Source organism: Nocardia rhamnosiphila NBRC 108938 (assembly GCF_000720425.1).
Lineage (GTDB): Bacteria > Actinomycetota > Actinomycetes > Mycobacteriales > Mycobacteriaceae > Nocardia > Nocardia rhamnosiphila.
The window spans coordinates 902,057-914,889 of sequence record NZ_JOAJ01000001.1; the positions used below are offsets into that span (position 1 = coordinate 902,057).

At 68.1% G+C, this 12,833-nt stretch carries 10 protein-coding genes; 4 read left to right on the top strand and 6 right to left on the bottom strand.

Annotation, left to right across the window (positions count from 1 at the left end):
* Positions 1 to 75: 75 nt before the first annotated feature.
* Positions 76 to 1,566 carry a flavin-containing monooxygenase gene (locus IG75_RS0104240; protein WP_030519816.1) on the bottom strand — a complete coding sequence of 497 codons (1,491 nt, stop codon included), beginning with the start codon at positions 1,564 to 1,566 and terminating at the stop codon, positions 76 to 78.
* A gap of 40 nt (positions 1,567 to 1,606) precedes the next feature.
* Here IG75_RS0104240 and IG75_RS0104245 point away from each other — a divergent pair, with 40 nt between their 5' ends.
* The gene (locus IG75_RS0104245) at positions 1,607 to 2,272 is read left to right on the top strand and encodes a TetR/AcrR family transcriptional regulator (RefSeq protein WP_051714191.1); all 666 of its coding nucleotides are present in this window, start codon (positions 1,607 to 1,609) and stop codon (positions 2,270 to 2,272) included.
* A 73-nt stretch (positions 2,273 to 2,345) separates the two neighbouring features.
* Positions 2,346 to 3,512, top strand: a complete 1,167-nt coding sequence (locus IG75_RS0104250; protein ID WP_030519818.1) for an alpha/beta fold hydrolase — start codon at positions 2,346 to 2,348, stop codon at positions 3,510 to 3,512.
* 34 nt (positions 3,513 to 3,546) lie between these two features.
* On the opposite strand, the gene IG75_RS0104255 is transcribed toward IG75_RS0104250, so the two are convergent.
* Positions 3,547 to 4,119 carry a TetR/AcrR family transcriptional regulator gene (locus IG75_RS0104255; protein ID WP_030519819.1) on the bottom strand — a complete coding sequence of 191 codons (573 nt, stop codon included), beginning with the start codon at positions 4,117 to 4,119 and terminating at the stop codon, positions 3,547 to 3,549.
* A 95-nt stretch (positions 4,120 to 4,214) separates the two neighbouring features.
* Between IG75_RS0104255 and IG75_RS0104260 the strand changes: the two genes are divergently transcribed.
* Positions 4,215 to 5,360: an FAD-dependent oxidoreductase gene (locus IG75_RS0104260; protein WP_030519820.1), complete on the top strand. Its 1,146-nt coding sequence runs from the start codon at positions 4,215 to 4,217 to the stop codon at positions 5,358 to 5,360.
* Positions 5,361 to 5,712: 352 nt separating this feature from the next.
* Here IG75_RS0104260 and IG75_RS0104270 read toward each other — a convergent pair whose 3' ends face one another.
* Together IG75_RS0104270 and IG75_RS0104275 are read right to left on the bottom strand one after the other, a co-directional pair.
* Positions 5,713 to 6,390 carry a response regulator gene (locus IG75_RS0104270; RefSeq protein ID WP_030519822.1) on the bottom strand — a complete coding sequence of 226 codons (678 nt, stop codon included), beginning with the start codon at positions 6,388 to 6,390 and terminating at the stop codon, positions 5,713 to 5,715.
* Positions 6,391 to 7,575, bottom strand: coding sequence for a sensor histidine kinase (locus IG75_RS0104275; protein ID WP_030519823.1), 1,185 nt, complete (start codon positions 7,573 to 7,575; stop codon positions 6,391 to 6,393).
* Positions 7,576 to 7,802: 227 nt separating this feature from the next.
* Here IG75_RS0104275 and IG75_RS0104280 point away from each other — a divergent pair, with 227 nt between their 5' ends.
* Positions 7,803 to 9,308: an alpha/beta hydrolase gene (locus IG75_RS0104280; RefSeq protein ID WP_030519824.1), complete on the top strand. Its 1,506-nt coding sequence runs from the start codon at positions 7,803 to 7,805 to the stop codon at positions 9,306 to 9,308.
* 209 nt (positions 9,309 to 9,517) lie between these two features.
* Here the strand turns inward: IG75_RS0104280 and IG75_RS0104285 are convergent, their stop codons facing one another.
* Both IG75_RS0104285 and IG75_RS0104290 read right to left on the bottom strand, forming a co-directional pair.
* Positions 9,518 to 10,975, bottom strand: coding sequence for an ATP-binding protein (locus tag IG75_RS0104285; protein WP_030519825.1), 1,458 nt, complete (start codon positions 10,973 to 10,975; stop codon positions 9,518 to 9,520).
* Positions 10,976 to 10,987: 12 nt separating this feature from the next.
* Entirely contained in the window at positions 10,988 to 12,655 is a 1,668-nt protein-coding gene (locus tag IG75_RS0104290) for an NAD(P)/FAD-dependent oxidoreductase (protein WP_030519826.1), read from the bottom strand.
* Positions 12,656 to 12,833 lie beyond the last annotated feature (178 nt).

Genomic DNA, 12,833 nt, shown 5'->3' on the forward strand with positions numbered 1-12,833 from the left:
GCGTGGCGGTCTCGGCCATGGGGCGACGATGTGTTGCTCACCCGTGCAGCCGGGCACCCGGGATGGTGGACCGGGTCAGCCGACCCGGCCGTACAGATAGTCCTCCAAGGGAAACCGCACTGCCTCGCGATGGGCGTTGACCGTACTGGTCGGGCGGAGCAGTGCCGCCTCGCCGTGCTGGTTGAAGTAGTAGCTGCGGGCGGTGGCGCAGTCGCCGCCGTAGAACACCGAGGAAGCGAGCTTGCCGGTGACCCGGTCCAGGAATTCGGTGTTGGCGCGGGCGCTGACCTCGAAGGTGGTCTCACCGCGGCGGGCCAGTTCCCCGAAGAGCCTGGCCATATGTTTCATCTGTGCCTCGATGGTGGTGAAGTAGGACAGGCCGCTGTAGGAGTACGGGCTGTTGAGGCTGAGAAAATTCGGGAACTTCGGCACGGTGATGCCCTCATAGGCCTGGAAGCGGTTGTCCCGCCAGAATTTACCGAGGTCCACTCCGTCGCGGCCGATGATCTCGATCGCCGGGAAGTTCACATCCCAGAGGTTGAATCCGGTGGCCAGCACCAGGGTGTCGATCTCGGTCTTCGTACCCGCGGCGGTGACGATCCCGTCCGGTTCGATCCGATCGATCCCGCCGGTCTCCAACCGGACGTGCGGTTCGTTGAAGGTCGCGAAGTAGCGATTGGAGAAGGTCGGGCGTTTACAGCCGAAATCGTAGTCGGGGGTGAGCTGCTCCCGCGTCCGCTTGTCGCGGACCTGGGCGCGCAGGTGGGCCTTGGCCAGCAGGGCTGCCGCCTTGTTCAGGGGTTTGGCCTGCTTGTAGTGCAGGACGCCGATCACCATGAGCGCTTCCAGCGCGGTGGTGTTGGCCAGTCGCGCGGCCTTCTGGGTGACCGGGACCCGGGCGAACAGGCGCTGCACCGCGGGCGGGATCGGCATATCGACCTTGGGCACCACCCAGATCGGGGTGCGCTGGAACACGGTGAGTTCGCGGGCCCGGGCCGCGACCTCGGGGACGAGCTGCACGCTGGTGGCGCCGGTGCCGACGATCGCGACCCGGCGGTCGGTGAGGTCGTAGGTGTCGTCCCAGGCCGTGGTGTGGATGATCTTGCCGGCGAAGGTGTCGATACCCGGGAACGGCGGGGTGTAGGGCTGGGAGAGGAAACCGGTGGCGGTCAGCAGATAGCGCGCGGTCAGCGTTTCGCCGCCGGCGACGGTGACCACCCAGTACTGGTGCTCGGCGTCCCAGCGGGCGCCGTCGACGGCGGTGCCGAAACGCATCCGCTCGCGGAGGCCGTATTTGTCGGCGACGTGCTCGGCGTACTTCTTCAGCTCCTCACCCGGCGCGAACAGCCGCGACCAGTTCGGGTTCGGTTCGAAGGAATAGGAGTAGGTCACCGAGGCGATATCGACGGCCAGACCGGGATAGCGGTTGACGTGCCAGGTGCCGCCGAGATCGGATTCGCGTTCGAGGATCACATAGTCGTGCAGACCGAGGCGGTCCAGCTGGATACCCGCCCCCATGCCGCCGAATCCCGCACCGACCACGACCGCGTCGTATCGAGGTGCCACGCCGAACCTCCTGCTGTTCCGCTGAACGTTTTATCACAGAATGACACATCATTCCGCTTGTGATGACGATATCATCGGAGGCGTGACGAAGCCATCGACGCGGGTCGAACGCCGTAAAGCCGAGCTGCGCCAGGAGATCATCGATACCGCCTTCGTCTGTTTCGCCGAGAAGGGCTACCACGCGACCGGGATCGCCGATATCGCGACCCAGCTGGGCATCGGCCACGGCACCTTCTACCGCTACTTCAGCAACAAGCGCGACATCATCGACCATGTGATCGACGATCTGGCGGCCCGGATCATCGACGCGCTGGGGACCGACAACGCGCCCGATGCCGCGACCACCCTGGACCAGTACCGGGAGCAGATCGACCGGATCGGTGCCGCGCTCACCCGCATTCTCCTCGAGGATCGGCGCGTGGCCCGGCTGCTGCTGTTCCACGCGACCGGTATCGACGACGAGCTCACCAGGCGTCTGTACGGGCTGCTGGACACCGCGGACGCGCTCACCGCCGGATATCTGTACCACGGCGTCGAACTGGGTTATCTGCGTGCGGACCTCGACACGATCAACACCGCCCGGGCGGTGACCGGGATGCTGCTCGCCGGGGTGGCGCACGGGCTGCGCGATCCGGACGAGGCGGCCATCGCCGCGTTGAACAAGGCGATCCGGCGGCTGCTGATCGACGGTGTCCGCAAGGACTGATACCGCGCCGCTGCGGTAATTCTCACCGCCGCGCTACCCGGAGTACCGGCGCGCGTGCACATACAGTGGAGAGATGTCGCCGTTGGACGAATGGCATCCGTCCACCGTCGCGGACTGGAGTGACGAACGTCGCCGGGCCAGGTTGCGGGAGACGCGCCCGGACCACGGATGGAAGACGTTGCGCCGCACCAGACTGGCGTTGTTTCGGGTAGCCGCACTGCTGATGATCGTCGGGGTCGCGTTCGCGCAGTACTGGGAGCACGATGTCGAACCGGAGCGCGTACGCCTCGCGCTGACCGAGCCCGCGCTGTTACCGATCGCCGCACCCGCGGACCCCGGTAAGCGCGATACCGCCGTCGTGGACCTGGTGGGGCTGGGCAATCTCAATGCCAGCGATACGGCCGCCGCGCTACCGGCGTTGCGCGAGATGGGCGCGGTCTGGGCGATCCGCTACGACAACCGGGGTATCGACACCGAGGTGATCGCCGACCTGATCGTCCGGGCCGCGGCCATGGCGGGGGTGCGCAATATCGTGCTCGCCGGGCACAGTATGGGCGGGGTGATCGCACTCGAGGTCGCCGAGCACATCCATATCGGCAGCGACCGCCGATTGGTGGGTGTGCTGCTGGACTGCACACCGCTGGACCTCGACGCGGTCCGCCCGGAAAGCCGCGGCCTGGGTGAGGACATGGTGCGCTGGATGGGCTGGCTTCCCGGCGCCCGGGAGAGCCGGGGATTGCGCACCGCGGTGGAAACCTATGCGCGCCGGGAGAGTTTCCTCGACCACAGCGGTGTCCCGGGTATCCGGTTCGCGGATTTCCGGAAAGCGGTGGGGCAGGTGCTGCACGACAAGATATTCAACGCCGACGCCGCCAGCAACGGCTTGATCGAGGCCCAGTTCCTGGCGATCGTGGCGGGCGGCGCGACCGATGATCTGCGTGCGGTGTCCAAGCCGGCGCACGGCAAACCACGGCCGGCCATCGTTTTCATCCGCCCGCACGATGGGAGCCGGGACCGGGTGGTGGATGTCGCGCGCACCCAGCAGGTCCTGATCGACAAGGTCGGGGGCGTGAACGGGAATCTGCTGGTCGTGAAACCGCGGGGCACCGGCCACGCGAATCCGCGGCAGCGTCCCGCCGAATACAACAAGGTGATCGCGCAGCAGGTACTGCCGTTCGTGGAGCGGTACCAGGCGCGGATCAGCAGTGTCGCCGGCGCGGTGCCGGCCTGGCACCGATAGGGCCGGGCGCGCGGTACCGGCCCGCGACCGGTGATCACCGGGCCGGGACGATCTCCGGTACCGGCCCGGTCAGGTAGCGCTGGATCGTCGGGCCCAGCCAGGCGATCACCTCGGGTCCGGTCATGGCGGCCACCGGCGAAAACGCGAGGACGAAACGGCACAGCGCCATACCCAGGATCTGAGACGCCGCCAGGCCGGCGCGAGTGGGTGCCTCCCCGGGGTCGTCGCCGGCCTTCGCGATCACCGGACCCAGTTGGGTCGCGAAGATCGATCGCATGCGGTCGGCCGCCGCCGGATTGGTGACCCCGGCCCGCAGCAGGATGAGCAGGGTTTCGTCGCGCTCCCAGCGATCCAGGAAGTGCGCCACCAGGGCCGGACCGATCCGGTCGAGTGGCACCTCCGTCAGATTCGGTAACTCCAGATCGAATTCGGCGGCTGCCGCGAACAGTCGCTCCTTGTTGCCGTAGTACCGCATCACCATGGCCGGGTCGATTCCGGCATCGGCGGCGATCGCTCGGATCGTCGCCCGGTCGTACCCGTCGGCGGCGAAACGCTCCCGGGCCGCGGTGAGGATGACCGCCTTCGTTTCTTCCGAGGTCCTTCTCATGCCAACAAGTGTAGGCCAACGACTGTTGACAAGGTTCGCGGCCCGGCATAACCTCAATGCCAACAAGTGTTGACATCCGGAGAGCAGGTAGAACGATGACCACCGAAATCGCAGATGTCCTGATCGTCGGCGCGGGCCCGGTCGGTCTCACCGCCGCCGTCGTACTGACCCGGCTCGGCCATGAGGTCGTGATCGTCGACAGCCAGGCCGAAGGGGCGAACACCTCCCGAGCGGCGGTGGTCCACCCTCACACCCTCGAGTTGCTGGAGCCCTATGGGGTGACGCGGCCGTTGGTCGGTCGCGGTCTGCACACTCCCGACTTCACCATCCGGGATCGGGACCAGGTGCTGATCGCTGTTCCCTTCGACAGACTCCCCACCGCCTACCCCTACACGCTGATGATCTCGCAGGCCGATACCGAAAAATTCATTCTGCAACGGCTCACCGAACTCGGCGTCCCGGTGCGGCGCCCCGTCGAGGTGACCACGGTGGTCCAGGACGCCGACCTGGTGACGGTCACCCTCGCCGACGGAGAGCAGATCCGCGCCCGGTATCTGATCGGCGCCGACGGTCTGCACAGCACGGTGCGCGAACAGGCCGGTATCGGGTTCACCGGCGGCAGTTATGCCGAATCGTTCACCCTGGCCGATGTGCGGGTCTCCGGTGGGGTCCCGAAGGACGAGGTGATCCTGTACTTCTCCCCGGCCGGGCTCGTCGTCGTGGCACCGCTGCCGGACGATATGTACCGGATCGTGGCCACCGTGGACGAGGCGCCGCACGAGCCCGACATCGCCTTCGTACAACGACTGCTGGACGAACGTGGTCCGCAAGCACAACCGGCGGTGGTCGAGGAAGTGGTCTGGGGTTCACGTTTCCGCGTGCACCACCGTATCGCCGATCGTTTCCGGGACCGTCGCATCCTGCTGGCGGGCGACGCCGCCCATGTGCACTCGCCGGCCGGCGGACAGGGCATGAATCTGGGGATCGAGGACGCGGTCACCGCCGCGACGACCCTGTCCCGGGTGCTGCGCGGTGAGTCACCGGACCTGCTCGACGAGCACGCCGCGGCCCGGCGGCGCACGACGGAGTCGGTGGTCGCGATCGCCGGCCGGCTCACCTCGCTGGCGACGGTCCCGCCCGCGGTGCGCCCGATCCGGAATATCGCCATGCGCCTCGCGGGCCGGACGGCACTGGTACGCAACAAGCTGGCCTGGCGGTTGTCCGGTCTCGACCGTCGCTGACCCACGAACCCGCTCGAACAAAGGATACGACAGTGGAAATCGCCAACGACCGGCTCGCCGCCCAGTCGATCATCTACCGCCGGACGCGTTGACCGGCCCAGCGGACCCACAGACAGAACCGTCCCGGTCCACTGCCGAGGCAGTGGACCGGCGCAACCGGGTCAGGCGCCGCCGGCGCCGCAGGAGATATTGATCGGGGTACCGGTGATCGAGCGGGCTGGATCGGAGGCCAGGATGTGGATACAGCAGCAGGGCGGACCGACTGAACGCCGGTTCGGCCTCGGATTCGATACCCACACCGCGGATCACCCGTATACCGTCGGCGGCGATGTCGAGTGTCCGGCTGTCGGGGTCATTGTTCTGCGTCGCGGACCAATAGCGCGATCTGTACTCGATTGGCGACGCCCAGCTTGGTGAACAGATTGCCGGTGTGTGCCTTGACGGTGGCGACGGTGACCTGTAACCGCGCGGCGATCTCCGGGTTGGCCAGCCCGTCCGCGATGGCTCGCGCGGTGTCGAGTTCGCGTTCGGACAGGGCAGCCAGTCGTTTCCGCGCGGCGTCGCGGGAGGCGCTGCGGGCTTCGGTGGAACCCGGCCCGGTGGCCGCGGCGATCACCCGCGCTGTGACCGTGGGGGACAGCACGGGGTTGCCGGCTGCGACGGTGCGTACCGCGTCGGCGATCCGGGCGGGCGGGGTGTCCTTGAGAACGAAGCCGAGTGCCCCGGCGCGTAGGGCACCGAGCACCAGCTCGTCGGAGTCGAAGGTGGTCAGCATGAGTACCGCCGGCGCGGCCGGTACGGCGCGGAGGTACCGGGTGGTCTCGACGCCGTCGCGGCCGGGCATCCGCACATCCATCAGCACGACGTCCGGCCGCTGTTCGGCCACCACCTCGAGCGCGGTGTCCCCGTCGGCGGCCTCCGCGACGACGGTAAGATCCGGCTCGCCGTCGATGACGAGTCGTAGCGCCATCCGCACCAGCTGGTCGTCGTCGACGATGACAACGCGCACCGTCTCCTGTTCGCTGTGCACTCATGCTCTTTTCTCGTGATCGTGCTCCGGCCAGGGAAGTTGCGCGATGAGAACGTACCCGTTGTCGGATGTGCGATGGTGGTCGAGTGTTCCGCCGGCAAGGGAGATTCGTTCGGCGAGGCCGAGGAGACCGAAGCCCGAGGCCGGTGGCCGGGCGACGGCGGTGGCGGCCGCCGAATTGCGGACGCTGACGTGCAATTCGCCGCCGGGCGTCCCGTCGACGGTGATGTGGACCTCCGCGGCCGGGGAATGCTTCGCGGCGTTGGTCAGCCCTTCCTGAATCACCCGATAGCCGGTCCGTCCGACGGTATCGGGTGGGGTGGCGGTCACCGTGCTGGCGAGTGTGACGTCCAGGCCCGACGACCGGGCGTCGGCCACCAGCTCCGAGATCCGGTCCAGCGTGGGTTGCGGTGGTTCGGGGCGGTCGGGGTCGGCGCGAAGGACACCGAGGACGTCGCGGAGTTCTTCCAATGCTTGGCGGGAACCGTCGGCGATCCCGCGGATCAGCGTGCGTTTCTCCGCGGCGGGGAGGTCGTCGCGGTGGTCCAGGACGCCGGCTTGCATCGCGACCAGCGAGATGCGGTGCGCGAGCACATCGTGCATTTCGCGGGCGATCCGATTGCGTTCCGTGGCCTGTGCCTGCGCCGCCCGGGCGGCCTGTTCGCGTTCCGCGCTGTCGGCGCGGTCCCGCAGCCATCGCACTTCGGCGCGACGGGCGTCGATGGCCACACCGGTCGCCACCGCGATCCCCGCGCTCAGCAGCGGCATCGCGAGTTGTAACCAGATCGGGGCGGGCAGCGTGTCGATCGGGTAGAGGTCTTCGGTGAACTGCGCCGCGGACACATACGCCACCACGACCACCCCGATCTCGAGCGGACGGCGGCGAGTGGACAGCGAACACAGTGCCAACAGCGCGGCACCGGTGGCGAGCGCCGACGCCGCCGACGCGATCGCGACCGCCAGGGCGACGGTGAACGGGAACCGCCGCCGCCACAACAGCACCGTCAGGCAGGCAACGGCGATCAGCGGATCACCGGTGACGAACCAGACGCATGTATCGGCCGCGCAGCCCGCCGGCAGCGCCATGGCGACGGAGAACCAGAAGGGGATACCGAGTATCGCGGCCGCCGTCAGCCGCCAGGTCTGCTGCCATGCCCCGAGTCGTGCGGCGCCGTCGGTATCCACCCGGCCATTATCGCGACACCGACCGGCCGGTAGCAGCAGCCCAGCGGCCGAGGTGTGCTCGACTCGGGTCGAATCGCCGCCTCGACTTTCGTCGAACACGATTGCCGCCGCCGGAGCGATGTGCCGGCGGGGCGGGCTCGACAGACTCGTTCATGTACCAGCCGGACACGAGCCCCAGCGGACGGTGTGCTCGTGGTAGGCGCCATTTCGGCGGGGAGTAGCAGCATATGAATCGACAACGGACCCCGAGCCTGAGCCTGCTGGCCGTGCTCGGTCTCACCGGAGCGCTGGTCGGGGCGCCCATCGTGGCCGCGGAGCCGGCCGAAGGCCCCGCAGCGCAGGTGCAGTGGGGCGCATGTCCGGAGGGGGTCGAAGATCCCGCGGCCGGGCCGGCCCGGTTGCAGTGCGCCACCGTGCCGGTGCCCCTGAACTACAGCGAGCCCGAGGGCGTGCAGATCGAGATCATGATCTCCCGGCTGGCGAGTAAGAACCCGGACAAGCGCCGCGGAGTGTTGTTGCTCAACCCGGGTGGTCCGGGTGGCCCGGGCTTGGACCAGCCCAATTTCCTGGCTGCTCAGGGGCTGCCCGGCGATGTGCTGGACAGCTATGACGTGATCGGAATGGATACCCGCGGGGTAGGGCATTCGGCGCCGGTGAGCTGCGGGTTCACCGATGATCAGGCGTACTTCGGCAATATCCCGCCGTATGCGGTGAACGATGCGGCGGTCACCGAGCGGGCCACGGTCGCCCAGGGGGTCGCCGAGCAGTGCGCGGCCAACGACCACGAGGGCCGGTTGCGGTACGTGTCGACGGCGAATATGGCCCGGGACCTGGACCGGATCCGGGCGGCGCTGGGTGAGGAAAAGGCCGGCTTTCTCGGCTACTCCTACGGTACCGCGCTGGGCGCGGCCTACGCCTCGATGTTCCCGCAGCAGGCCGACCGCATCGTGCTCGACAGCAATATCGGTGACACCTACCTCGACCACGACGGGATGCGTCTGTACGGCCTCGGAATGGAAGAGACGTTCCCCGACTTCGCTGAATGGGCCGCCGCCCGCCACGACACCTACGGTCTGGGCCGCACACCGGAAGAGGTGCGGCGGACGTACTTCACCCTCGCCGAGCGACTCGACGCGAACCCGGTGGACGGGATGGACGGCAGCCTCTTCCGGTTCGGCACCTTCTTCACGCTCTATCGCCCGGCGTTGTACGCACCGGCGGCCGAAAGCTGGAAATCGCTGCTCGAGACCGGACGTCCCGGGCCTGCGGGCGGCCGCCTGCCAGGTACCGGCGCGCCTTCGCCGAACGATAACGCCTGGTCGGTCTTTCTGGCCGTGACCTGCAACGATGTCGAATGGCCGGAGGAAATCCAGACCTACCACCGTGCCGTCGCCGAAGACCGGGAACGGTACCCGCTCTACGGCGCGGCCGCCGCGAACGTCATGCCCTGCGCCTACTGGAAGCTCGGGCCGTCCGAGCCTCCGGTACGGATCGACAACACCGGCCCGGCCGATGTGCTGATCGTGCAGAACCAGCGCGACCCGGTCACCCCGCTACGCGGCGGCGAGCTGCTCGACGAGAAGTTCGGTCAGCGGTCCCGCTTGGTCACTGTCGACGGGAGTGGGCACGGGGTCTATGTTCTCGGCGCCAACCCCTGTGCGTCCGACGTCGTCACCAGCTACCTGGTGGACGGCACCATGCCCGAGCACGACATGACCTGTCGGGCGGGCTAGTGTTCCGCGCCTGAGGTGTCGGTGTGCGACAACCTTGCCACACACAAGACCCCGATCGTCGACGAATGGCTCGCCCGGCACCCCGCTTCCACATCCACTTCACCCAGACGGGCTCGTCCTGGCCCGGCCGTTCGTCTGGAAGAAAACTGCAGAGGAGATCCGGCCGACGTCCGGATCCCATTGCCGGTAGTGGGTTTACGGGCCGCAGGTCATGCGCCGTCCGCGTCGGCGGTCTCCGCGGGCTCGTCCTCGGCGCGGGTGAGCGGCAGCCACACCGTGAACCGGGTATCGCCGGGCCGCGAATCGACCCGGATGTCCCCGCCGTGCTTGTCGACGACGATGCGGAACGAGATATCGAGGCCGAGCCCGGTGCCCTCGCCGACCGGTTTGGTGGTGAAGAACGGCTCGAAGATGCGGCCCTGCACCTCGGCCGGGATACCGGGCCCGGTATCGGCGACCACGACGACCGCGCAGTCGTTCTCCAGCCGGGTGCTCAGGGTCAGCGTCCCGCTGCCCGCCATCGCGTACACCGCGTTGTCGATCAGATTCGTCCACACCTGGTTGAGTTCGGCGGCGAAACACGGCACCTGGGGCAGGGTGCGGTCGTAGTCCTTGACCACCTCGATCGAGTCACCGATCTTGCGGCTGAGCATCACCAGGGTGCTGTCCAGGAGTTCGTGCAGGTCCACCACCTGGAACGGAGCCCGGTCCATCTGGGAGTACTGTTTGGCCGCGTCCACCAGGGTCGAGATGCGCGTGGTGGAGTCGGCGATCTCGTTCATCAGTAATTCGGTCTCGATGGTGTAGTTCAGCCAGCGAAACGCCCCCTCGAGTACCTGGGGCGTGCAGCCCTCGAGGGTAGCGGCCACGCGTTCGAGCCAATCGGTGTCGAACCCAGCCTGGACATAGTTGGGCGCCAGTTCCCAGCCGTCGCGGATCCCGTGGTCCTCGAGCCATTCGCCGAGCAGATCTTCCCGGTCGGCCGCCTCGAGCGCCGAGAGTTCCGGTGCCTTGGCGACCTGGGCGGCCGCCTCCTCCTGCAGCCGGACCAGGGTTTCCAGGACGGCGGTATCGAACTTTCCCTGCGCCATCATGGCGAGCTTGTGCCGCATTCCCGCGATCCGGTCGCGCAGGCCCGAGGTCGCCCGGACCGCGGCCGCGGCCGGATTGTTCAATTCGTGGGTCAGTCCCGCCGACAGCGAACCGAGGGCGAGCAATCGCTCCCGCTGGGCGATCCGCGCGTTGGTGTTGCGGTTACCGAAGAACGCGCCCTCGAGCAGATGGACCGCCATCGGGAACCAGCTGTGCATCATCCGGGCGAAGATCTGTGCGTCCAGCACATAGAAACGCGACGTACGGGTCACGTAGAGCGAGGTGGCGTAGTGGGTCTCGGCCCGCTCGCCCAGATATGCCGTCCACGCTCCCGCGTAGGAGCCGCGATGGTCGGTGTGCACCATCTCGATCTCCCGCCCCCCGGACAGTTTGGTGAGTCGCACCTCACCGTCCATGAGCACATAGAAACAGGTCGCCGGATCGCCCTCCTGGTAGACCGGCCCCGGTTCGACGGTTTCGATGCGGCCGTCGGCGCACAACCAGTCCAGCTGCTGATCGTCGAGTTTCTCGAACAGGAACAGCGACCGCAGTTCGGCGGGATCGCAGATACTCATTATCGGTCTCCTCTAGGCCAGGTAGCGGTGCACGAGCATGACGGCCATGGCGCCCTCCCCGACGGCCGAGGCCACCCGCTTGGCGGATTCGGCGTGGACGTCCCCGGCCACGAAAACTCCGGGCACGCTGGTTTCCAGATGATGCGGCGGCCGCGGCAGCTCCCAGCCCTTCGGCCGGTCACCGTCGACCAGCAGGTCCGGGCCCGCCAGGACGTACCCCGCGGGGTCGCGGTGCACCACGCCGTCGAGCCAGTCGGTCTGTGGGGCGGCCCCGATGAAGAGGAACAATCGTTCCGCGGGAACTGCCTCCTCGGTGCCGGTCCGGTTGTCGCGCAGGACCAGGGTGTCCAGATGGTCGTCACCGTTCACCGCGACCACCTCGGTCTCGGTATGCACCCGGATATTGGGCACCTGGGCGATCTGCTGGATCAGATAGTGCGACATGGACTTCTCCAGCGCGTCCCCGCGCACCACCAGGTTCACTGTGCGCGCGTTGCGGGACAGGAACATCGCCGCCTGACCGGCCGAATTCGCGCCGCCGACGATATAGACGTCGTGCCCCGCGCATTCGGCGGCCTCGGTCATGGCCGACCCGTAGTAGACCCCACGCCCGGTGTATTCGTGCACACCGGTCGCCGGATGGCGCCGGTAGTCCACACCGGTCGCGATGATGACCGTATGGGCGGACAGGGCGCCGCCGTCGGCGAACCGCACGGTTCGGGCCGACCCGTTGACCTCCAGCCCGACGACCTCACGCGTGGTGACCACCTCGGCCCCGAACTTGGCCGCCTGGCGGCGCGCCCGGTCGGCCAGCTGTGCCCCGGACAACCCGTCCGGGAAACCCAGGTAGTTCTCGATACGCGAACTCTGGCCCGCCTGGCCGCCGGTGGCCGTGCGCTCGACCAGTACGGTGCGCAGCCCCTCGGAGGCGCCGTACACCGCGGCGCCGAGCCCGGCCGGCCCACCGCCGACGACGATGAGGTCGTAGAAGTCGCCGACCGGTTCGGTGCTCAATCCCACGCCGGCGGCCAGTTCCCCGTCGCTGGGCTGGACGAGCGCCTGTCCGCCCTCGGTGATCACCACCGGGCAGCGGCGGGGATCGGCGCCGGCGGCCTCGAGCAGGCGCGCGCCCTCGGGTTCGTCGGCCAGGAACCAGCGGTAGGGCAGCTGGTTACGGGCCAGAAACTCCCTGACCTGCGACGACCTGGGTGACCATCGGTTGCCGATGACCTTGGTCCCGTGCACCGGCCGGTGCTCGCTGCTGCGCCAGGCATCCAGCAGGCCGTCCAGCACGGGGTACAGCTTCTCCTCCGGCGGATCCCACGGTTTGAGCAGGTAGTGATCGAGATCGACGACATTGATCGCATCGATGGCGGCATTGGTGTCGGCGTAGGCGGTGAGCAGCACCCGGCGGGCGTAGGGGTCGAGGTCCATGGCCTGCTCGAGGAACTCGATACCGTCCATACCCGGCATCCGGAAATCGGCGATGAGTATCGCGACGGGCTGGCCGCGCAGTTTCATCTCGCGCAGCACCTCGAGCGCCTGCGGGCCGGACTCGGCGCGCAGGATCCGGTACTCGGCGCCGTATCGGCGCCGCAGATCACGGACGACGGCCCGGGACACCCCGGGGTCGTCGTCGACGCTGAGGATGGCGGGCTTGCTGGTCGCGGGAGAGCTCACCTGACGAGTATGCCGCGTCGCCGCGCGGCCGTTGTCGGCGCGAGGTCGATGTCCGGTCGGAAACGGGGCCTGGGAGGTCGAGGTCATGTCGAGCCGGGGTCCGGTGCCCCGGCGGGCGCGTAGTCCTACTCTCGACCGCGCTCCGAACCGGAGCCACGGATACGTTGCCGGAGCCGGT